Here is a 22,909-nt window from a genome sequence, read left to right on the forward strand (position 1 = left end):
TAGCGAGGTGCGTAGATCATTAATCCGCGTTAACTGCTAAGATCTTTTCGGCGTTAGCTTTAAGCGTTGGCTGTTCTAAAATGTCGTACGCTTTAATCATTACTTTTAATGCGCCAGTTCGTGACTCTGTATCTGCAAAATTATCGATAATATACTGTGCACGCTGGATCGCCGCTATGTAGGCTTTACGTTTCATGTAATATTCAGCTGCCGACAATTCATAACGTGCGAGGCGACTTTTAATTGCAATCGCACGCTTTTGCGCATCAGCCACATACTCACTTTCTGGGTAGCGTTTGATCAGGCGCGTGAAGTCATTGAAGGCTGCATTTGCATAACTTGGGTCTCGATCTGAACGATCTATATTAAATAGGTCATGAAATAGGTTATAATCCGCGCCCATATTGGTAAGTCCACGCATATAGTAGACATAGTCTATGTCTTTATGGCTTGGATTTAAGCGAATAAAACGATCTATATTGGCCAATGCCTGTGCTGTGTCACTATTCTTGTAGTAAGCATAGATCAAGTCTAACTGCACTTGTACAGTGTGCGGGCCAAATGGATAACGTGTATCAAGCGCTTCAAGCGTTTCAATAGCGGAAACAAAATTACCCGCTTGTAACGATTGTTGAGCGATGCTGTATAGCTCGATGGCTGGTTTATCCGGTACAGTCGGTTCTGATTTTGAAGAACAACCTGTTGCCACAACCAGTGCGAGCGATAGACTTATTGCTAATTTTATTGATTTTTTCATTAGGTTGGATAAATTCCAAATTGCTTAATGCGAAAAATAGTTACGTAGCCAATATGCTACAGCAAAATAAAAGGCTAAAATAGCCTGAATCCTGTAATTATACTGAAAATTAGGACCGAAGAGGGTCCCTGCTACCTATGAGCCAACATATAGAACTTTCTGCAGTCGTTGCAGAACACCAAGTCGGTCAACGTTTAGACCAAGTTTTAGCCGAGATGTTCCAAGATTATTCTCGTTCACGTCTGAAAGAATGGATTCTTGCAGGATTTGTTAACTTAAATGGCAAAGTTGTCGTTAAAGCACGTGAAAAAATGCAATTCGGCGATAAAATTATCTTAAACGCTGAAGTTGACGAAGAAGTTCGTTACGAGCCACAAGATCTGCCACTTAATATCGTGTATGAAGACGATGACATTCTTGTTATCAACAAACCAGCTGGTTTTGTTGTGCATCCAGGTGCAGGTAACCCTGATGGTACAGTGCTTAATGCACTACTATTCCATTATCCAGACATTATTGACGTGCCACGTGCTGGTATTGTTCACCGTCTAGATAAAGACACAACGGGTTTGATGGTTATTGCGAAAACAATTCCAGCACAAACGCATTTAGTAACTGCACTACAGGCTCGTCGTATTACGCGTGAATATGAAGCTGTTGTATCAGGTACTATGACTGCGGGTGGCTTTGTTGATGAGCCAATCGGTCGTCACGCAACTAAACGTACGCAAATGGCTGTTCGTCCACTGGGTAAGCCAGCAAAAACACATTACCGTGTTGCTGAAAAATACCGTGCACATACGTTATTAAGACTGCGTCTTGAATCAGGTCGTACTCACCAAATCCGTGTGCACATGACTCATATTATGCATCCTATCGTTGGTGATACTGTGTATGCTGGTCGTCCAAAGCCACCGGGTAATGCAACTGATACATTAGTCTTAGCACTACGTGGTTTCGGCCGCCAAGCGCTACACGCTCGCATGTTGAAATTAGAGCACCCAGTAACAGGGGAAATGATGATGTGGCGCGCAGAACGTCCGTCTGATATGAATACATTAATTCATATCCTACGTGAAGATACTGCGTTAAACATGATTGATGATTTCATCAGTTAATCATTGATTATGCCTCGTTTTATTCAACCAAACTGGCCCGCGCCGGATAATATAAAGGCGCTAAGCACTACTCGTGAGGGTGGGGTTAGTCATGTGCCCTATGCAGGACTAAATTTAGGTTTGCATGTGCAAGATGACAGTCAGTTGGTGTGGCAAAATCGGCAGTTGTTAATGACCGCTGCTCGTTTACCGCAGCAGCCATATTGGTTGAATCAAACCCACAGTACCGAGGTTGTTAGTTTAGTGGGGCAATCCCACAATACGAATCAACTTCCTGCTGCTGATGCGTCTGTAACACAGATGACGGGGCAAGTTTGTTTAGTGATGACGGCAGACTGTTTACCGCTATTAATTTGCGATAAAGCGGGTACGCAAGTTGCTGCTATTCATGCTGGTTGGCGTGGTTTACTCGATGGTATTATTGAAAATACTATTGCGAAGCTTACTGCTACACCAAATGAACTATTAGTGTGGTTAGGTCCAGCAATCAGCCAAGCATATTTTCAAGTAGGCAGTGAAGTACGTGATGCCTTTATTGCACATGATCCAAAAGCAAGCCGCGCGTTTATTGCCGATGGTGATAAATGGTTAGCGGATTTATATTTATTAGCGCGTCAACGTCTACAAGCGTTAACGGTTAATGCGGTTGACATTTACGGTGGTGACCACTGTACTTACCGCGAAATTGATTTATTCTATTCATATCGACGAGATAACCAAACGGGTCGCCAGGCAAGTTTGATTTACCTTGAATCTCAATAAATAATCCCCAAATAATAATTATGGGTTTTAGTGCCTTGCTAAATATTCCCAGCCAATTAAACGACTATAATTATAGCCACGACTGATAGGAGATTGTTATGCGCTTAGATCAACTTACCACTAAATTCCAAATGGCTATTTCTGATGCGCAGTCACTTGCTCTGGGTAAAGATAATCAATTTATCGACCCTATACACTTGATGATCGCGTTATTAAACCAAGACCATAGCTCCATTCGCCCATTATTGACAGCCGCAGGCATTGATGCCAATTCACTGCGCTGGCAGCTGAATGACGAACTTGATCGCTTACCACAGGTGCAAGGTACCCAAGGTGATATTCAACTATCGTCTGCATTAAACATGTTATTAAACTTGTGCGATAAATATGCCCAAAAACGTAAAGATAAATTTATTTCTTCCGAGATGTTTGTGCTTGCGGCAGTTGAAGATAAAGGGCGGTTAGGGCAATTATTACGAAAATCGGGTGGTACACGTAAAAGTATTGAAGATGCAATTGATGTGATCCGTGGTGGTGACAAAGTGGATAACCAAGGCGCAGAAGAACAACGTGAAGCTTTAACAAAATATACCTTAGATCTAACTGAACGTGCCGAAGTCGGTAAGCTGGATCCTGTGATTGGCCGTGATGACGAGATCCGTCGTGCTATCCAAGTATTACAACGCCGCACTAAAAATAATCCAGTATTAATTGGTGAACCTGGGGTGGGTAAAACCGCGATTGCGGAAGGTTTAGCACAGCGAATTGTAAATGGTGAAGTGCCGGAAGGGCTAAAGAATAAACGTGTGCTATCTCTGGATATGGGCGCGTTGATTGCGGGTGCCAAATATCGTGGTGAATTTGAAGAGCGGTTAAAGTCAGTGATCAAAGAGCTGGCGCAAACCGAAGGCCAAACTATTCTGTTTATTGATGAACTACATACCATGATTGGCGCTGGTAAAGGTGATGGCGCGATGGATGCTGGTAATATGCTTAAACCAGCATTAGCCCGTGGTGAATTACATTGTATGGGTGCGACCACTTTGGATGAATATCGTCAATACATTGAAAAGGATGCGGCGCTTGAACGTCGCTTTCAAAAAGTACTGATTGAAGAGCCAAGTGTTGAAGACACCATTGCCATCTTACGTGGTTTAAAATCACGTTATGAACTACATCACAATGTTGATATTACTGATCCGGCGATTGTGGCGGCGGCGACCTTATCTCATCGTTATATTTCCGATCGTCAATTACCTGATAAAGCAATTGATTTGATTGATGAAGCGGCATCGTCTATTCGTTTACAGATGGATTCAAAACCAGAATCCTTGGATAAGTTAGAACGTCGTATTATCCAACTTAAAATTGAGCAGCAGGCGCTGGAAAAAGAAGATGATTCAGCCAGTATTAAACGTTTATCGACGATTGCGGAAGAATTGACTGAGAAGCAGGATAAATTTAACGATCTCGATGAGATCTGGCGGACTGAAAAAGCAGCGCTTTCTGGTACTAAACACATAAAATCAGCGTTAGATAAAGCCCGTGTTGAATTGGATATGGCCAGACGCGCTAGCGATTTAAATAAAATGTCAGAGCTGCAATACGGCACTATTCCTATGTTAGAAAAGCAATTGGATTTAGCTGCCCAAGCCGAAATGCAAGATATGACCTTGCTAAAGCATAAGGTTGGTGAAGCCGAAATTGCTGACATTCTATCGCGTTGGACAGGGATCCCGGTTAACCGGATGCTGGAAGGCGAAAAAGAAAAACTGCTTGCGATGGAAGATAACTTACATCAGCGGGTGATTGGTCAGACCGAAGCGATTAGCGTGGTATCCAATGCGATACGACGTAGCCGTGCTGGGTTGGCTGATCCAAACCGTCCGATGGGATCTTTTTTATTCATGGGGCCTACGGGTGTCGGTAAAACCGAAGTATGCAAAGCCTTAGCCGATTTTATCTTTGATTCAGACCAAGCCATGATCCGTATTGACATGTCTGAGTTTATGGAAAAACATTCAGTTGCGCGATTAATCGGTGCGCCTCCGGGTTATGTCGGTTATGAAGAAGGGGGTTACCTGACGGAAGCGGTACGTCGGAAACCTTATTCAGTGATCTTGCTGGATGAAATTGAAAAAGCCCATCCGGATATTTTTAATATTCTATTACAAGTATTGGATGATGGTCGTTTAACGGATGGGCAGGGACGTACTGTTGATTTCCGTAATACGGTTATTATTATGACGTCTAATTTAGGCTCGGATATTATTCAAGAAGAATACGGTAAACATGATTATGATACGGTGAAATTACGCCTATTAGAGTTACTTGGGCAGAGCTTCCGTCCTGAGTTTATCAACCGTATTGATGATACTGTGGTGTTTCACCCGTTAGGGCGTAATCACATTGAGAAGATCGCTGCGATTCAGTTGAAGTCATTAGAGGCGCGATTAAAACAGCTGGGTTATAGTTTGTCGATTACTCCTGGTGCATTAGCAAAATTAGCTGACGCCGGGTTCGATCCCTTATTTGGTGCTCGGCCGCTAAAGCGCGTATTGCAAAAGCAGGTTGAAAATCGCTTAGCCAATGCTATTTTAGCGGGAGAGGTAGTACCTGGTAAATCGATTAAGATAAGTGTAGTTGATGATGAGTTAAGCGTTAGTCAATAATCGTGAATGACCATAAATAATGCATAATTAAAGTAGCCCTGATTAACAGGGCTTTTTTCTGCCTAAAGATTAATTGTTAATCATTCAAACTACTATATTTGTTTTTGTTGAAGTTATCCGTGTTAATATTTATCAGCCTGCAGTGTTTGATACTGCAGTATATCCACACTAAGTTCGGATGAAGGTAGCAGGAGAGTGGCCAATGTGCCCGCCGAAGAAGTAAATCTTTCAGGCGCTTTATTTCGCAAGAAAAAGCATGGACTGTTACTGGACGAGCCTCTGGAGAGATCCATTCAATTGGACGCCGAAGGAGCAAAGCGACAATGTCGTTGAAACTCTCAGGTACAAAGGACAGAGGATAGGATTATTTTTTTTGCGTACTTTCACGTCTGCTTTTGCTGTGGCTTTTGCCGTGGTTTTTTTGCTTCGTTTACCCATCTTGAATAATTACATCCTCCTCAGATTCACATTCTCGAGGAATGATTTTTAATGCACTATTTAGAATTAGCAGTACTACAATTTTCTTTACTACAACCAATACCAGCTTCTTTATTAGAAACCCTACAAAATACTCTGCAAAGCATTGATCAATTTATTTGGGGTCCGCCATTATTATTACTTTTGGTCGGCACCGGAATGTATCTCACTTTGCGTTTAGGTTTTTTACAAATCACCAAATTACCCTTAGCGCTAAAGTACCTGTTTTCAGGTGATAAAGACGACAGCGATCTACATAACAAAAAGCAGGGGGATATCAGTAGCTTTGCAGCATTATGTACCGCACTTTCTGCCACTATCGGTACCGGTAATATTGTCGGTGTAGCCACTGCGATTAAAATGGGTGGCCCCGGAGCATTATTTTGGATGTGGATGGCGGCTTTTTTTGGTATGGCAACCAAGTATGCGGAATGTTTATTGGCGGTGAAATACCGTGTTGTTGATGACAATGGACAAATGGCGGGCGGTCCTATGTATTATCTTGAACATGGCTTGGGTAGTCGTTGGCTAGCGAAAGCCTTTGCCTTGTTTGGTATTGGTGTGGCGTGTTTTGGTATTGGTACTTTCCCACAAGTGAATGCTATTACTGATGCTGTTCAAATCTCGTTTAATATTCCGGTGTGGTTATCGGCGGGGATACTGACGGTATTAGTCGCTATGGTGACTTTAGGCGGTATTCGCTCTATTTCAGCTATTGCTCAACGTACTGTGCCATTTATGGCGGTATGTTATGTATTCGCATCGTTGTTGGTTCTATTATTTAATATCGAAGCGGTGCCTGATGCAATTGGCTTAGTTATCAGCAGTGCCTTTACGCCAACAGCGGCAACTGGTGGTTTCTTAGGCGCGACTGTGATGTTGGCTATTCAAAGTGGTGTGGCGCGTGGTGTGTTTTCTAATGAGTCCGGTTTAGGCAGTGCACCGATTGCAGCTGCGGCAGCAAAAACAGATTCCTGTGTGAAGCAGGGGCTGATTTCAATGACAGGTACCTTCTTCGATACCATCATTATTTGTACCATGACAGGTCTCACATTGGTGTTAACTGGGGTATGGAGTGGTGAAACATCCGGCGCTGCGATGACAACGCTCGCATTTGAACAAGGTTTATCACCGTTAATTGGTCAATACGTTATTACTTTAGGGCTCGTATTTTTCGCCTTTACCACTATTCTCGGTTGGAACTACTATGGCGAACGTTGTGTGCAATATCTGTTTGGTCAGAAAGGTATTAAACCTTACAAGTATTTCTATATTTTGTTGGTCGCTGGTGGCGCATTCTTACAGTTGGATCTGATTTGGATCTTGGCCGATATTGTGAATGGCTTAATGGCGATCCCGAACTTAATTGGTTTGATTGGTTTACGTCATGTGGTGATTGCCGAAACTCGATTATTCTTTGATCAATTAAGTGCGAATCAACAAACCGCATAAATAGATGTTGAGAGGCGATAAATAGACATTGTTTATCGTTTCTCTCATTTAATTAATGCCTTCATAATAAAAACACGCAGATTCTGCCTAACCATATCTATCGACAGTATCATACGATAAGTATTAAAAAATCATTTTATCACCTTTGACGAAAAACACTGTCCTTTAGGGCGGTGATGTAAGTCATTATTGCGTAGCAATAAGCACTTTTTTTTGTTACTAATATTGACATATTTGCACATAGAGTCTAAGTTTAGAACTTAGTGCTGTATATATATACAGTCATGTAAGGTGCTGAAAATTGAAACTTATTGCGTATAAATACAGGTTCTACCCAAACAATGAGCAGGTAACAATACTTGCTCATACATTTGGTTGTGTTCGTTTCGCTTACAATTCAGCGCTTGGCTTCTCTAAAGCGCAATACGAATTGGGTAATAAAACCAATTATAACGATTGGAGTAAAAACCTCACTCAGCTTAAAAAGAATCCCAACTTTTCATGGTTGAAAGCTGTTTCTAGCGTGCCATTGCAACAATCACTAAAGCATCTCGATAAAGGCTTTAAGTCATTTTTTAAATCAGGTTTTGGTTATCCTAAGTTTAAACATAAACACGGTAATCAATCTGCTAGCTATATGAGTAACGGCTTCAAATGGAGCGCGGACAAGCAATTACTAATACTCGCCAAAATGAAGCAAGCATTAAAGATTAAATGGTCACGGCCGTTTACTGGTACACCCAGCTCATTAACGGTATCAAAGACAACATCAGGTAAATATTTTGTATCAATGCTTGTAAAAGAAGATGTTAAGCAGCTACCAGTCGTGAATAAGACCGTCGGTGTTGATGTCGGTATTAAAGACTTAGCGATTTGTTCGGACGGAACAAAGTTCAATAATCCACGATTAACCAATAAATACGCGAAAAAACTCGCCAAGGCATCACGCAGATTAGCCAAAATGAAAAAAGGCTCTAACAACTTCAATAAACAAAAATTGACCCTTGCTAAGATTCACGAAAAGATAGCAAATTGCCGTAAAGACTTTACCCATAAAATGACGACGACACTTATAAACGAAAACCAAGTGATAGGGATCGAGTCATTGAAAGTCAAAAATATGGTTAAGAACCGTAAGCTATCTAAACATATCCACGATGCTAATTTCGGTGAAATAGTAAGGCAATTAGAATATAAAGCGGATTGGTACGGGCGTAAAGTATCAGCTATTAGCCAGTGGTTCCCATCGTCAAAGATGTGTAATGAATGTGGCTCGCTGTATTCAGGTGAGTGGTCATTAGCGATAAGAAACTGGTCTTGTTCGTGTGGTGCAACTCATGACAGAGATCATAACGCTGCTATCAATATTCACAATGAAGGGTTGAGGATAACAGCTTAAATAATTTGTGGCGGTAGGTAGTACCGACACATTAAATGCTTGTAAGAGGTTTTAGAAGTCTAAAGTGATTTAATATCACAATGCTTAAACCGTTGACGACAAGAATCACCTTGCTTTAGCTGGGTGAGCTTCAACACAGTAAAGAATACGACCCCATCCTCCACCTCTTTGATAATCTACAATATTTACATGCTTTTTAAATTCTTCTCGAGATAATAAGTCCAAAACGCAAATAGGCTCTTTCCTCATATGCTTATGCAGCTAAAGAATAAATTGCTCCCAGTGGCAATATCTACTTTTCCCATCTGCTTCCGAGCGATCTTTTTTGTGATCTTGTCTTGTTGTACTAAAGTTAACAAACTATGGCGCTAATAAAAAAGGCTGTGCTATACGCATGTGGTCAGCATAACAATGAAGAACTATATCGAGAGGATTGTCACATTCCATTAAAGAACCGGCTTATTATTAGCGTTGTGGCTAGTGAATAAAGGTAAGTGATGGTAATGTTGCAACAATGTATGTTTTTAATTTGCATTTAAGTTGTTGATTTAAGTCGTGTTGATTTTTATTTACTTACATCGCTTATTTTTGTAGTTAAATTACGTAATTAAAGTACGTTATTGTAATTTAATTACACGGCTGGGCTAAGTAATTGAAATGATGATTTACAGACATAAAAAAACCAACAGATAAGTGCTGGTTTTTTGTTTGTTATTTTTAGCTATGTGCTCTTCGTGGTGTTGATTTAATCCATTAACCCATGATTAAGTGCATATTGGATTAACTCGGCACTGGTTTTTGCATTGATTAATTTCATGATCGAATACTTATGAAATTCGACAGTGCGCGGTGAAATAAACAGTTCATCTGCGACTTGGCGTGCAGATTTCCCCTGAGCTAATAGACGTAATACGCTGATTTGACGAGATGATAATTTTGGTCTATCGGTATTTACTGAAATAGAGGTCGAGATATATTCATTTCCCGCCAATACTTGGTTAACTGCTTCGATTAAGCTCTCGCTCGCTTCATGCTTGAGTACATAACCTTTTGCGCCTGCAGACATTGCACTTTCGGCATATTCTTGTTCGTCATGCATCGTGAGACAAATTATTTTCACGGTTTTATTAATCCGCTTTAACGCTGCAATAGCTGCAATCCCGGTCATGTCTGGCATACTAATATCGGTAATTACTAAATCCGGCTGATGCTGTTTGACCAGTTCGATCAATTCTAAGCCATCTTTGGCAATGGCTAAAATCTGATGCTCAGGTTGTAAAATACTGGCGATGCCTTGCGCTACAATCAGATGATCATCGGCTAAAACTATATTACTCATAATATTCCTTTAAGGTCGGGATCATAATATCAACGATAAAGCCGCCATCTTCTGGAGAGGTGAACGCCGCTGTACCGTTAAATAATTGCGCGCGTTCTTGAATGCTGATTAATCCGATACTGCCTCTTGCTTGGTTTAAATCCAGGTTGCAACCAATTCCGTCGTCGATAATTTGAAAGTGAAGATTACCTTCATTGTACTGCATCAATACAAATACAGCAGACGCTTGCGCATGCTTGGTAACGTTGTTTAATGTTTCTTGTAATATGCGGTAAAGGTTGAGAGATAGTTCTTTATTAAGCGTCGGAATAGGGTCGAATAAAGTTTGCATATCAATATTTTTGATTGTGGATATGCGCCGACATTCCGCTTTTAATGCGGTGATTAAACCGAGATCTTCTAAGATCGCAGGGTGTAACGATCGTGATAAGGCTTGCATATCTTTAGCCAAATTTTGGATCTCGTGGTGTAGTGCATTTGCGGATTGTTTATCACTGTCGACAGTCAAGGTCTGCGAAAGCGATGATGCTTTAATGGTTAATAGTGCCATGCGTTGCGAGAAATTATCATGTAATTCACGAGATAACAGTCGACGCTCGGTTTCTTGGCTATCCATTAGATGGTGAGATAATAGCTCGAGCTTCTCATTTTTATGCTGCAGCTTTTCCCAATAGGCGTAACGCTCGTAAGTGCATGCGAGGATCTGGCCAAAACTTCGGATCCCTGTGATGGCGTCTTCATGCCAATGCACCGGCTCGATATAGCGGCTAGCAGTAATACCACCCCAAATACGACCACGCACACGAAAGGGCACTACAATATGAGAAATAATGCCTTCCATCTTTTTGAGCAGCAATTCATCATGATTGATAATATCGAGCAGATTACCTTCTGCAATAATGAGTTCGCCTTTACTTATCTGCTCCAGATAAGGTGAGTAGAGTCCCTGTGCCGGTAAAGAAACCGGGTTGTAACCAGGAGCCGCAACAGCAAGTGCGCCTTCAAAGCGATTATCTGGCGTTAAACGAACCAACGACATGCGTTGAACTTGGATGTAAGGCAAAAAAGCAGTTAGCGAAGACTCAATCGCAGTCAGTAAGTCGATGGTATCGTTTTCCAGTAACCAATTGGAAACCTCAAAGGTAAATTGTTCGATACTTAAGTCAGTCTCATTTATGTTGGGCAGCTCCCGCATATGCAGCGTCCTCATTACGTTTAAGCTAGATGTCATTTGTGTCATTTCAGTAATATATTATGGGCTTTCTACGTGCGATTTGGCTATAAAAAAATAGTTGATATGTGTAAACCTAGCAATTCTACGAGTACCTTTTCACTTCCTTTCCCGAATATAATCGATCTCATTATTGCTATTTACTTTAGGCCTAATTTGTAGGTACTAAACTAGCTAATTAAGGAATTAACCTGTGAGTTTAATATCTATGCCTTTTGTGGGCACTGGCTTTGATACGGGGTTACATATTGTTGCTGCTGTTGTGCTTATCGGAACGGTGGCTGCAGCAGGAATTGGTTTTTGGAAGTTTCATGAGGTGCCTATTCATCAGGCGCATAAAAATAGCCATCAACAATTAACCTTGATCACGACATTAACTTGGGTCGGGTTTATTTGGCATTGGGTGTGGGTACTTGCGGTGATTATTGCGTTTGTCGATGCAGAACAAGCCATTGCAAAAGTACGAGATATTTGGAAGTCAGAGGGGAATAACGCATGCTAGAAGGGTTAGCTGTCTGGGCATTCCTTATTTATCTATTACGGTTAATTGGTATGCCATGGAATAAATATTCTAAGAGCTTTGCCTATATAGGTGGATCCGCGTGGTTGTTATTCGTCTGGGTTGGTTTAATTACTTATACACCAATGGATTTGTCGGGTGGTTCATTAGTGCAGTCGCCACATATTCAGTTACGCCCTGGTTCAACGCAGGTGACCGGCAACATTAAAACGATCTATGTTAAACCGAATCAAACAGTCACCAAAGGTCAGCTTATTTATGAACTTGAAGATCAGGTTTATCAGATCGCACTGAATAAGTCTGCTGCGCAAGTGAAGAGTGCTGAAGTTGCGTTAACATCGTCATTAGATGATGTGCGTATTAATGAATCTAAATACGCGATCTCGAATAAAGAGATAAAGATCAACCTCGATCAACAAGCTGAAATAGACGTCGATATGAATTGGAAGAAGACGACATTGCAGCGCTATATTGATCAAAACAAAGTGGCTGCATTTACCATCACTGAAAGTAAGTTAGATGAGCAGAAAACTGCGGTACAAGTTGCGGAAGCTAAATTGACAGTGTTGCAATCTCAAGCTGAAAAATTACTACTAAGTGCACAACAAGCCCAGCTTAATACTATCAAATCCAAACATGCTGTGAATAGTCGTAAAGCTGATTTAGCCAATCAAACCGCAGTGTACGCACAAGCACTGTGGAATTTAGAAAATACCCGTGTGTATGCGCCAGCCGATGGTTATTTAACAAATTTTATTATTCGTGAAGGTCAATACATAGGTGCGATGCCGCGTATTCAAATGTATACCAAAGAAAAATACGTACTAATGCGTGTTAACCACCAAGCCATTCGCAATATCAAAGTTGGCCAAGGTGCAGAGTTTGCGTCTGCGGTTTACCCAGGTCATATTTTTGCTGCGGAAGTAGAAGGGATTATAGAAGCGACAGGCGAAGCGCAAGGTTCATTGCTGGCAAGAGAAACCTCGGTTCGAGTTACCACGGGACAGAATTTAATGAATAAACATCATTTTGTGCGTCTAAAACTGATTGAGACCGAGGATTATGACATTCCCGTTGGCGCTGTTGGTTTAGCCTGGATCAGTGGTGTGAAACCCATTGGTTTTCTTGGTTTCTTAGATGTTATTCGCGGTATTATTATTCGGATGAAATCACAAATATACTATTTCTACACCATGTAAATATAATAAAAGGCGTCATTGACGCCTTTTTATAAACATAACTTAGCTTAACTTAACTATAAAGGTAATGAGCAAAAAGTAGTGTTAATGCATACCCACAGGTATAAGACAAAAAGAGTGCTGGTACATATTTTAAGTAACTAACAAAAGTGAGTTCTTTCACTTTACTCATCGCAATAATACCAGAAGCAGAGCCTATCACGAGTAGTGATCCGCCCACACCAACGGAGTAAGTTAATCCAAGCCAATCTGGTGTTGTTAATGAAGGGTTTGCTTTTAATAATGCAGCGGTTAAAGGTACATTATCTAGTAGTGCAGAACCTATACCTGTTACAAAATTAGAAAGACTAGGGCTAAACTGGATATAGGCTTGCGTTAGTAGATCTAGCGTGCCAATTTCTTTTAGCATTCCAACTAATAATAATATTCCAAGGAAAAAGAGTAACGTGTCAAATTCGACTTGACGAATATACTCGAGCATTCTAAGTTCTTCTTTATTACTGCGGGCCATATGCCCAACAAGAAACATAATGGAAAGGCCTGTCAAGAAAGTAAGTACAGGGGGAACGCCAAATAAAATATTAAGTAGCATCGTCATTACAATTGTTGAAAAGAAGATGAGTGCAATTATAATATCGATTCTCTGAATATCACGCTGTATTGGAGTTGTAGATACCTCACCTTTCACGTTTAGGGACAATAATACTGTAAGTAACATGACACTTATTGCTGCAGGAATAAAAAGCATCAATAGTTCAGACATTGATACATGGCCACCAAGAAATATCATCAAAGTTGTTACATCACCAGTGATGAGAGATACGCCCCCTGAATTCACCGCAAAGATGATTAATACCGCCATACGCTGTTTCATTTGGCTGTTTAATTTGAAGGTGGTGAGCAAGCCTAAAGAGACAAGTGTTGCCGTCACGTTATCGCATATAGCAGATAAAAATAATGAAAATAACGCAACTTGCAGCATTAACATTCGCACAGATACACGTTGTGGAAATAATTTTTGAACAATTATTTGAATCATGCCTTTCGCATTTAAATAAGCCACAAAAGTCATTGTCGACATTAGAAATAACCAAAGTGTGGCTATCTCTAATAGGTTTTCATTTAATCGCGCTTCAATTATTTTTTCATGGTTTGGATCTCCCGCGGCCATGAAAAGTATAATCCAAGAGATACAGCCTAAGAACAAGGTTGTTTTTGCTTTATTGATATGAGTGATTTCTTCAAATACGATACTCAATAATGCAAGTATGGCAAGTGATATTAACAATGTGTACAGCATAAGGGATTCCAAAAAGTATTGGTGTTATAGAAACGAGAGTGAGACCCTATATTAACTCAATCCTAAAAAATTAACCTACATCAAGTTAATCCTTAAAATGTTAAGTTATGAGATATAAATAGGATGTTTATTTTCTGTAGGTTAATTAGTATGCTGAAGTTACACGTAGATCGTAGTGATAAATCACTTTGGTATAACGAATTAGGCTTATAAACGACCATCTGTAAATATGTCGCTATTGCCACTTATGATTATGTTCTGAATATTATGATTATGTTCTGAATATTGTGATTATTCGTTCTACTTGTTCTGTGCATGATATAGAGCCTTTAGGCCTAAATTGTATCATGCGCTAGAAATATAGAATAAAACTGCACGTAAATGTGAGAACTGAGACCTCGGTGTCGTTATCAAGTGGGCTCAGTGATTCGCGTTAACCTATACTCAATTGGTGGGATCATTGGAGATGGGTTTAACTATGTATAAAGAAGTGATTAAGTTTTGGTTTGAAGAGGTTAATCCAGCCAAATGGTGGGTTAAGGACATTGAGTTTGATCGGATGATTATAACTCGATTTAGTGAATTGCATAAACGCGCTATTGCAGGTGAATTATTTCATTGGCGCCGAAGTGCTGAAGGACGGTTAGCAGAAATTATCATTTTGGATCAATTTTCGCGCAATATGTACCGTGATACGTCGCGTGCATTTATCTATGACAATATGGCGTTAGCGCTTGCCCAAGAAGCGATCGCGAATGGTGCAGATAAAGAACTCTCGCAGCTGCAATGCAGCTTTCTTTATTTGCCTTTTATGCATAGCGAATCATCAGTGATCCATCAACAAGCGGTATTTTTATATCAAGGTAATGATATTCAAACTAACCTTGAATTTGAATTGCAACACCAAGCGATTATTGAACAGTTTGGCCGCTATCCTCATCGTAATAATATTTTAGGCCGAGAATCGACAACCGAAGAACTGGCGTTTCTCGATACCCCTGGTTCAAGTTTTTAATGTCTAGTTTAGGTAAAGATACTTAATATCTGCTGAACTTGTGTCGATACCTGTTGCTGTGCTGACAGGGTTTTATTGCGGGTGTCTTCACTGTGATTTTTCAGCGCCTGCATTTGATCATTTACGACGCTAATATAGCTGACTTGTTGATGAGTATTATGACGACTATTTGCCGCGTTTTGTTGTGACTGTTCAGATTGCTGAATGACGCTATTAATTTGTTTGTGCATGTCCTGCGCATTATCCAACTGTTGTTGGCAGCGCTGTGCGATATGAACAATTTCATGTTCGAGTGATGTGCTCGAATTATTTAATTGAGTGAGAAAACTGCTGATTTGTTCCAGTGCTTGTTGGGTTTTTTTTGACAAATTACGTACCTCGTCGGCGACGACTGCAAAACCACGTCCTTTCTCTCCAGCCCGTGCAGCTTCAATTGCCGCGTTGAGCGCTAATAAATTGGTTTGACCGGCGATATTATGAATGGAAGCTACAATAGTTTCGACATTTTCCATGTTGGTATTTAAGGCTTTAATGGCTTTTAAGCTGTCAGTTCCGGCTTGCTGTGTCTGCTGAGTCGCCAAGCTGAAATCGATAATCTGACTCGCTGCTTTATGCATTTTTTGATTCGTCTGCTGGGTTAAGTCATGCACTGACTGGGTTTCGGTATCGATTTTCTGTGCTAATTCATTCACTGCTGAGACGCCACTGCTTATATCACCAATGGTACCACTGCTTGCTTGTGAGTATTGGCTAATGGATTGGAAATCATCTTGCAGCGAATTTAACGCATGAGTCACTTGCTCTACTTGATTGAGTTTAGCTACTTGCTCTTGTTTAACGTTATCAAGTAGCTGATTAAAGTGTAAGGCGATTAAACCTATTTCACTTTTATTATCGGCAAAGGCCAGGCGTTCACGGGTATTGCTTTCAACTAGAGAGGCGAGGGCTTTATCTAGTTTAATTAACGGTTTTACGACCCAATATTTCTGAGAGTAAAACAGACTAATACCAAATAAGATCAAACTGAGTGCGATCATAGCAAGGTATAAATAGGTGTTCTGTCTTTGTGTGCTGGCATAGTCATTAACTGGTTTCTCTAGCGCTAAGATAGCGGCTTGAATATTACTGATTGCCGTTAAAACGAGTTGTTGGTTATCTGTTTGTTCAGAAAGGACTGTTTTAGTATTCAATAGTTCTTTTGGATAACGGCTAATAAGGCTATTTAGTTCATTGGTAACATCAACAATTGATATAGTTTCTTCATCTTCCTCCTCATTTAAGAAGTTATCATCTTCAATCGTTAGTTCAGTGCTGGAGTCATAATGGCGTAGTTGGGACAGTTCACTAATCAGTAGAGCGGTTTCTTTTACTACGATCAACAACTCTTGCCATTGTGATGTTTGTAACTGATTAAAGTAGCGCTGGCGTTGGTTGGTTAAATGCGCGAGGCTAGCCTGAATATCACTGATGAGGATGAGGTCTTGTTGACGTAACGGTATCTTATTTTCTAATAATTGGCGCTTTAATAGCGATAAATTGTCCGCGAGTTCTTTTTCGTTAAAATTCAGTAGCTGAAAATGATCAGAGGCAAATTTACCCGATGAACGTAAAGGACCTTCAACAAGGCCTGCAAATTGATGGAGTTCTTTGCTTAATGCAGAGGTATCAATGGCACTGGCCAATTGCTTAATTGAAGTGATTAACTGACTGATAATTTGTTCGGCCTGTTGTAAATCGGCAGTATTACCTTGTTGTAAGTAATCTGAGATTGAGTGGTTTAGTTTAATAGTGACTTGTTCTTTCATTTGCGCAAACATCGAATTTTGGTGATCAAGACGATTAAGCTGCTGGTGGCTACCGTAAAGAGTATAGGTCATTAAGAGTGAAAGACAGATTAAAGTAAGGGAACTGATTCGAGAAAGAGTCGTGATATGCAAGGTCATCATCCTGATAAGCTATCTATGTTGATACATTGCAGTCTAAAAGCGAAAGATGACAGTTATATGAATATTGTTTTGTTTATCTATGTTTAGAGTAATTACATAGATTAGTGACTATTTCTACCATTATATTATGCTGAGCTCGCTGTTAGCAGCGACGATTTTCTATAATAAGACTATTTTTGTCATTGTTCACGACTGAAAAGTCTTTAAATGTTACGTTTTGAGTGTTTTTTAGTCTAATCAAGTGAAAGTTTCATAAAACTTAGTAAATCACTTGCCAATGGAACCCTGTTGTCTATAATCCACCCCACTGACACGGCAACAGCCGCTCAGTATGTTCTTTAACAATTTATTCAAGCAATCTGTGTGAGCACTTGCAGAGATATAATGACCAAAAATTATATCAATGTAATTGTGAACATTAAATTAAATCGAAAGATTTGGTTTTATAAACAACAAACCTCGGTTTGTTGTTGAAGTACAGAATTCATTGAGCCGACTTAATCAACATCGTTGATTAGTCAAAAAACTTTTAATTGAAGAGTTTGATCATGGCTCAGATTGAACGCTGGCGGTAGGCTTAACACATGCAAGTCGAGCGGAAACGAAGAATAGCTTGCTATTCTGGCGTCGAGCGGCGGACGGGTGAGTAATGCTTGGGAATCTGCCTAGTCGAGGGGGACAACAGTTGGAAACGACTGCTAATACCGCATACGACCTACGGGTGAAAGGGGGCCTCTTCTTGAAAGCTCTCGCGACTAGATGAGCCCAAGTGGGATTAGCTTGTTGGTGAGGTAAGAGCTCACCAAGGCGACGATCCCTAGCTGGTCTGAGAGGATGATCAGCCACACTGGAACTGAGACACGGTCCAGACTCCTACGGGAGGCAGCAGTGGGGAATATTGCACAATGGGGGAAACCCTGATGCAGCCATACCGCGTGTATGAAGAAGGCCTTAGGGTTGTAAAGTACTTTCAGCGAGGAGGAAAGGCAGTAGATTAATACTCTACTGCTGTGACGTTACTCGCAGAAGAAGCACCGGCTAACTCCGTGCCAGCAGCCGCGGTAATACGGAGGGTGCAAGCGTTAATCGGAATTACTGGGCGTAAAGCGCATGCAGGCGGTTTGTTAAGCGAGATGTGAAAGCCCCGGGCTCAACCTGGGAACTGCATTTCGAACTGGCAAACTAGAGTTCTTGAGAGGGTGGTAGAATTTCAGGTGTAGCGGTGAAATGCGTAGAGATCTGAAGGAATACCAGTGGCGAAGGCGGCCACCTGGCAAGTAACTGACGCTCAGATGCGAAAGCGTGGGTAGCAAACGGGATTAGATACCCCGGTAGTCCACGCCGTAAACGATGTCTACTCGGAGTTTGGTTCCTTGAGAACTGGGCTCTTAAGCTAACGCATTAAGTAGACCGCCTGGGGAGTACGGCCGCAAGGTTAAAACTCAAATGAATTGACGGGGGCCCGCACAAGCGGTGGAGCATGTGGTTTAATTCGATGCAACGCGAAGAACCTTACCTACTCTTGACATCCATAGAACTTTTCAGAGATGAATTGGTGCCTTCGGGAACTATGAGACAGGTGCTGCATGGCTGTCGTCAGCTCGTGTTGTGAAATGTTGGGTTAAGTCCCGCAACGAGCGCAACCCTTATCCTTATTTGCCAGCACGTAATGGTGGGAACTCTAAGGAGACTGCCGGTGATAAACCGGAGGAAGGTGGGGACGACGTCAAGTCATCATGGCCCTTACGAGTAGGGCTACACACGTGCTACAATGGCGCATACAAAGGGCTGCAAACCAGCAATGGTAAGCGAATCCCATAAAGTGCGTCGTAGTCCGGATTGGGGTCTGCAACTCGACCCCATGAAGTCGGAATCGCTAGTAATCGTGAATCAGAATGTCACGGTGAATACGTTCCCGGGCCTTGTACACACCGCCCGTCACACCATGGGAGTGGGCTGCACCAGAAGTCATTAGCTTAACCTTCGGGAGGGCGATGACCACGGTGTGGTTCATGACTGGGGTGAAGTCGTAACAAGGTAGCCCTAGGGGAACCTGGGGCTGGATCACCTCCTTACGTAAAGTTGTTAATTTTTGTAAGTGCCCACACAAATTGCTTGAATAGAAAGTTGAATAGTATGTCTTACTAATAGTAAGACGCTAGTAAGCAAAGATAAGCAATCGCTTGTTTATCTTTGCTTTTTAGCAAATTGCTCTTTAAAAATTTGGAAAGCTGAATAAATAAAGAAGTTCTTAAAACACGTTATTACTTCGGTAATAACAATATAGTGTTCTTGAGTATTCTTGAGGCGAAAAAAACTAGATAATACCTAGTTATTTCAATTGTACGGTCGACTTTAGATTGTATGGTTAAGTGACTAAGCGTATACGGTGGATGCCTAGGCAGTCAGAGGCGATGAAGGACGTGTTAATCTGCGTTAAGCTGTGGGGAGTTGATAAAAAGCGTTAATCCACAGATTTCCGAATGGGGGAACCCACTCTACTTTGTAGAGTATCGTAACGTGAATACATAGCGTTACGAAGCGAACCGGGAGAACTGAAACATCTAAGTACCCCGAGGAAAAGAAATCAATAGAGATACCCTTAGTAGCGGCGAGCGAACGGGGTCTAGCCCTTAAGCAGTTTGGAAGTTAGTGGAAGATTCTGGAAAGTTTCACGATACAGGGTGATAGTCCCGTACATGAAAACGACCTTACTGTGAAATCGAGTAGGACGGCACACGTGATATGCTGTTTGAATATGGGAGGACCATCTTCCAAGGCTAAATACTACTGACTGACCGATAGTGAACCAGTACCGTGAGGGAAAGGCGAAAAGAACCCCTGTGAGGGGAGTGAAATAGAACCTGAAACCGTATACGTACAAGCAGTGGGAGCAGACTTGTTCTGTGACTGCGTACCTTTTGTATAATGGGTCAACGACTTAATTTCAGTAGCAAGGTTAAGCGAATAGCGGAGCCGTAGGGAAACCGAGTGTTAACTGCGCGAATAGTTGCTGGGATTAGACCCGAAACCCGGTGATCTAGCCATGGGCAGGTTGAAGGTTGAGTAACATCAACTGGAGGACCGAACCGACTAATGTTGAAAAATTAGCGGATGACTTGTGGCTGGGGGTGAAAGGCCAATCAAACCGGGAGATAGCTGGTTCTCCTCGAAAGCTATTTAGGTAGCGCCTCGCGTCTAACTATTGGGGGTAGAGCACTGTTAAGGCTAGGGGGTCATCCCGACTTACCAACCCTTTGCAAACTCCGAATACCAATAAGTTCAATCGCGGGAGACACACGGCGGGTGCTAACGTCCGTCGTGGAAAGGGAAACAACCCAGACCGTCAGCTAAGGTCCCAAAGTGTATGTTAAGTGGGAAACGATGTGGAAAGGCTCAGACAGCCAGGAAGTTGGCTTAGAAGCAGCCATCTTTTAAAGAAAGCGTAATAGCTCACTGGTCGAGTCGGTCTGCGCGGAAGATTTAACGGGGCTAAACATACCACCGAAGCTACGGATGCAAGACTTGTTCTTGCATGGTAGAGGAGCGTTCTGTAAGCCGTCGAAGGTGAGTTGAGAAGCTTGCTGGAGGTATCAGAAGTGCGAATGTTGACATGAGTAACGATAATGGGGGTGAAAAACCTCCACGCCGAAAGACCAAGGGTTCCTGTCCAACGTTAATCGGGGCAGGGTGAGTCGACCCCTAAGGCGAGGCCGAAAGGCGTAGTCGATGGGAAACAGGTTAATATTCCTGTACTCACTTATATTGCGATGGGGTGACGGAGAAGGTTAGGCTAGCATGGCGATGGTTGTCCATGTTTAAGGTTGTAGGCTGTGTGCTTAGGTAAATCCGGGCGCACATTAGGCTGAGAGCTGATGACGAGTCTCTACGGAGATGAAGTAGTTGATACCCGGCTTCCAGGAAAAACCTCTAAGCTTCAGATATAAGAGAATCGTACCCCAAACCGACACAGGTGGTTAGGTAGAGAATACTAAGGCGCTTGAGAGAACTCGGGTGAAGGAACTAGGCAAAATGGTACCGTAACTTCGGGAGAAGGTACGCCGATGATGGTGAAGGACTTGCTCCGTAAGCTATTGTCGGTCGCAGAGAAATGGTGGCTGCAACTGTTTATTAAAAACACAGCACTGTGCAAAATCGAAAGATGACGTATACGGTGTGACGCCTGCCCGGTGCCGGAAGGTTAATTGATTGGGTTAGACTTAGGTCGAAGCTCATGATCGAAGCCCCGGTAAACGGCGGCCGTAACTATAACGGTCCTAAGGTAGCGAAATTCCTTGTCGGGTAAGTTCCGACCTGCACGAATGGCGTAATGATGGCCACGCTGTCTCCACCCGAGACTCAGTGAAATTGAAATCGCTGTTAAGATGCAGTGTACCCGCGGCTAGACGGAAAGACCCCGTGAACCTTTACTATAGCTTGGCACTGAACATTGAACCTACATGTGTAGGATAGGTGGGAGACGTTGAAGCATTGTCGCTAGATGATGTGGAGTCAACCTTGAAATACCACCCTTGTACGTTTGATGTTCTAACGTAGGCCCCTTATCGGGGTTGCGGACAGTGTCTGGTGGGTAGTTTGACTGGGGCGGTCTCCTCCCAAAGAGTAACGGAGGAGCACGAAGGTTGGCTAAACATGGTTGGACATCATGTGGTTAGTGCAAAGGCATAAGCCAGCTTAACTGCGAGACAGACACGTCGAGCAGGTACGAAAGTAGGTCTTAGTGATCCGGTGGTTCTGAATGGAAGGGCCATCGCTCAACGGATAAAAGGTACTCCGGGGATAACAGGCTGATACCGCCCAAGAGTTCATATCGACGGCGGTGTTTGGCACCTCGATGTCGGCTCATCACATCCTGGGGCTGAAGTTGGTCCCAAGGGTATGGCTGTTCGCCATTTAAAGTGGTACGCGAGCTGGGTTTAGAACGTCGTGAGACAGTTCGGTCCCTATCTGCCGTGGGCGTTTGAGAATTGAGAGGAGCTGCTCCTAGTACGAGAGGACCGGAGTGGACGAACCACTGGTGTTCGGGTTGTTATGCCAATAGCATTGCCCGGTAGCTAAGTTCGGAACTGATAACCGCTGAAAGCATCTAAGCGGGAAGCAGGCCTCGAGATGAGTTCTCACTGGGACTTTAAGTCCCCTGAAGGGCCGTTGGAGACTACAACGTTGATAGGCAAGGTGTGTAAGTGCTGTGAGGCATTGAGCTAACTTGTACTAATTACCCGTGAGGCTTAACCATACAAATTAAAGTATGATTAATTGAAATACGACTTAAGAATTGATTGAACACTACTATTTATCGAAAGATAGGTTTTAAAGACTTCTTTATTTATAGCTTTTCAGATTTTAAAGATACAACTTGAAAGCAAACCAAATTTGCTTGGTGACCATAGTGTTGCGGTACCACCTGATCCCATTCCGAACTCAGTAGTGAAACGTAATAACGCCGATGGTAGTGTGGGGCTTCCCCATGTGAGAGTAGGGCATCGCCAAGCGCCAAATTGAGTCGAAAGACTACAATCAAGGTTTTATACCTTGTATAAAGAATAGACTGATGGAAACATTAGCACAGATTGTGCGGAGTGGTAGTTCAGTTGGTTAGAATACCGGCCTGTCACGCCGGGGGTCGCGGGTTCGAGTCCCGTCCACTCCGCCAACAACAACGAAAGCCTGAATCGAAAGATTCAGGCTTTTTTTGTGCCTG

At 42.2% G+C, this 22,909-nt stretch carries 13 protein-coding genes, 1 tRNA gene, 3 rRNA genes and 1 riboswitch; of the genes, 12 read left to right on the forward strand and 5 right to left on the reverse strand.

Annotation, left to right across the window (positions count from 1 at the left end; genetic code table 11):
• Positions 1–19: 19 nt before the first annotated feature.
• Positions 20–757, reverse strand: a complete 738-nt coding sequence (gene bamD / locus HWV02_RS02360) for an outer membrane protein assembly factor BamD (RefSeq protein WP_045111887.1) — start codon at positions 755–757, stop codon at positions 20–22.
• A gap of 137 nt (positions 758–894) precedes the next feature.
• Here bamD and rluD point away from each other — a divergent pair, with 137 nt between their 5' ends.
• The 5 genes from rluD (at position 895) to HWV02_RS02385 (ending at position 8,637) form a co-directional block, all read left to right on the forward strand.
• On the forward strand, positions 895–1,875 hold the full coding sequence (gene rluD / locus HWV02_RS02365; protein ID WP_211678311.1) for a 23S rRNA pseudouridine(1911/1915/1917) synthase RluD: 981 nt from the start codon (positions 895–897) through the stop codon (positions 1,873–1,875).
• A 6-nt stretch (positions 1,876–1,881) separates the two neighbouring features.
• Entirely contained in the window at positions 1,882–2,637 is a 756-nt protein-coding gene (gene pgeF / locus HWV02_RS02370; protein ID WP_211679954.1) for a peptidoglycan editing factor PgeF, read from the forward strand.
• A gap of 98 nt (positions 2,638–2,735) precedes the next feature.
• Positions 2,736–5,309, forward strand: a complete 2,574-nt coding sequence (clpB, locus tag HWV02_RS02375; protein WP_211678312.1) for an ATP-dependent chaperone ClpB — start codon at positions 2,736–2,738, stop codon at positions 5,307–5,309.
• 269 nt (positions 5,310–5,578) lie between these two features.
• Positions 5,579–5,674: riboswitch (glycine riboswitch) on the forward strand.
• A gap of 124 nt (positions 5,675–5,798) precedes the next feature.
• The gene (locus tag HWV02_RS02380; RefSeq protein WP_255550582.1) at positions 5,799–7,238 is read left to right on the forward strand and encodes a sodium:alanine symporter family protein; all 1,440 of its coding nucleotides are present in this window, start codon (positions 5,799–5,801) and stop codon (positions 7,236–7,238) included.
• A 301-nt stretch (positions 7,239–7,539) separates the two neighbouring features.
• Complete coding sequence (locus HWV02_RS02385; protein WP_211676417.1) at positions 7,540–8,637, forward strand: RNA-guided endonuclease TnpB family protein; 1,098 nt, start codon at positions 7,540–7,542, stop codon at positions 8,635–8,637.
• 745 nt (positions 8,638–9,382) lie between these two features.
• Here HWV02_RS02385 and HWV02_RS02390 read toward each other — a convergent pair.
• Together HWV02_RS02390 and HWV02_RS02395 are read right to left on the reverse strand one after the other, a co-directional pair.
• Complete coding sequence (locus HWV02_RS02390; protein ID WP_211689606.1) at positions 9,383–9,976, reverse strand: response regulator transcription factor; 594 nt, start codon at positions 9,974–9,976, stop codon at positions 9,383–9,385.
• The gene (locus HWV02_RS02395) at positions 9,969–11,171 is read right to left on the reverse strand and encodes a histidine kinase (protein WP_211689608.1); all 1,203 of its coding nucleotides are present in this window, start codon (positions 11,169–11,171) and stop codon (positions 9,969–9,971) included. The genes HWV02_RS02390 and HWV02_RS02395 overlap by 8 nt, the downstream gene beginning before the upstream one ends.
• Before the next feature lie 244 nt (positions 11,172–11,415).
• On the opposite strand from HWV02_RS02395, the gene HWV02_RS02400 reads away from it, so the two are divergent.
• Positions 11,416–11,709 (forward strand): MFS transporter, encoded by a 294-nt coding sequence (locus tag HWV02_RS02400; protein WP_211675619.1) that lies wholly within the window; start codon positions 11,416–11,418, stop codon positions 11,707–11,709.
• A complete protein-coding gene (locus HWV02_RS02405; protein ID WP_211689610.1) occupies positions 11,703–12,926 on the forward strand; it encodes an HlyD family secretion protein in 1,224 nt (407 codons plus the stop codon). The genes HWV02_RS02400 and HWV02_RS02405 overlap by 7 nt, the downstream gene beginning before the upstream one ends.
• Before the next feature lie 52 nt (positions 12,927–12,978).
• Here the strand turns inward: HWV02_RS02405 and nhaD are convergent, their stop codons facing one another.
• A complete protein-coding gene (nhaD, locus tag HWV02_RS02410; protein ID WP_211689612.1) occupies positions 12,979–14,226 on the reverse strand; it encodes a sodium:proton antiporter NhaD in 1,248 nt (415 codons plus the stop codon).
• Positions 14,227–14,692: 466 nt separating this feature from the next.
• Here nhaD and HWV02_RS02415 point away from each other — a divergent pair, with 466 nt between their 5' ends.
• Positions 14,693–15,241: a DUF924 family protein gene (locus tag HWV02_RS02415; protein ID WP_255550583.1), complete on the forward strand. Its 549-nt coding sequence runs from the start codon at positions 14,693–14,695 to the stop codon at positions 15,239–15,241.
• A gap of 8 nt (positions 15,242–15,249) precedes the next feature.
• Here HWV02_RS02415 and HWV02_RS02420 read toward each other — a convergent pair whose 3' ends face one another.
• Positions 15,250–17,184, reverse strand: coding sequence for a methyl-accepting chemotaxis protein (locus tag HWV02_RS02420; protein ID WP_255550663.1), 1,935 nt, complete (start codon positions 17,182–17,184; stop codon positions 15,250–15,252).
• Between the two features lie 533 nt (positions 17,185–17,717).
• Here HWV02_RS02420 and HWV02_RS02425 point away from each other — a divergent pair.
• The 4 genes from HWV02_RS02425 to HWV02_RS02440 all read left to right on the forward strand — a co-directional run bounded on the left by HWV02_RS02425 (position 17,718) and on the right by HWV02_RS02440 (position 22,861).
• Positions 17,718–19,262: ribosomal RNA gene (locus HWV02_RS02425) — 16S ribosomal RNA — on the forward strand.
• Between the two features lie 291 nt (positions 19,263–19,553).
• Positions 19,554–22,444 (forward strand): 23S ribosomal RNA (locus HWV02_RS02430).
• Positions 22,445–22,584: 140 nt separating this feature from the next.
• Positions 22,585–22,700: ribosomal RNA gene (gene rrf / locus HWV02_RS02435) — 5S ribosomal RNA — on the forward strand.
• Together the 16S, 23S and 5S rRNA genes with 1 tRNA gene alongside form the textbook arrangement of a ribosomal RNA operon.
• Before the next feature lie 84 nt (positions 22,701–22,784).
• Positions 22,785–22,861: transfer RNA gene (locus HWV02_RS02440), tRNA-Asp, on the forward strand.
• Positions 22,862–22,909 lie beyond the last annotated feature (48 nt).

This window comes from Moritella sp. 28 (assembly GCF_018219435.1).
Lineage (GTDB): Bacteria > Pseudomonadota > Gammaproteobacteria > Enterobacterales > Moritellaceae > Moritella.

Excerpts from the sequence above, each read along its gene's own strand:
- bamD (WP_045111887.1), bottom strand. The coding sequence starts at position 757 with ATGAAAAAATCAATAAAATTAGCAATAAGTCTATCGCTCGCACTGGTT.
- rluD (WP_211678311.1), top strand. The coding sequence starts at position 895 with ATGAGCCAACATATAGAACTTTCTGCAGTCGTTGCAGAACACCAAGTC.
- clpB (WP_211678312.1), top strand. The coding sequence starts at position 2,736 with ATGCGCTTAGATCAACTTACCACTAAATTCCAAATGGCTATTTCTGAT.
- HWV02_RS02380 (WP_255550582.1), top strand. The coding sequence starts at position 5,799 with ATGCACTATTTAGAATTAGCAGTACTACAATTTTCTTTACTACAACCA.
- HWV02_RS02390 (WP_211689606.1), bottom strand. The coding sequence starts at position 9,976 with ATGAGTAATATAGTTTTAGCCGATGATCATCTGATTGTAGCGCAAGGC.
- HWV02_RS02395 (WP_211689608.1), bottom strand. The coding sequence starts at position 11,171 with ATGCGGGAGCTGCCCAACATAAATGAGACTGACTTAAGTATCGAACAA.
- HWV02_RS02400 (WP_211675619.1), top strand. The coding sequence starts at position 11,416 with ATGCCTTTTGTGGGCACTGGCTTTGATACGGGGTTACATATTGTTGCT.
- HWV02_RS02405 (WP_211689610.1), top strand. The coding sequence starts at position 11,703 with ATGCTAGAAGGGTTAGCTGTCTGGGCATTCCTTATTTATCTATTACGG.
- nhaD (WP_211689612.1), bottom strand. The coding sequence starts at position 14,226 with ATGCTGTACACATTGTTAATATCACTTGCCATACTTGCATTATTGAGT.
- HWV02_RS02415 (WP_255550583.1), top strand. The coding sequence starts at position 14,693 with ATGGGTTTAACTATGTATAAAGAAGTGATTAAGTTTTGGTTTGAAGAG.
- HWV02_RS02420 (WP_255550663.1), bottom strand. The coding sequence starts at position 17,184 with ATGACCTTGCATATCACGACTCTTTCTCGAATCAGTTCCCTTACTTTA.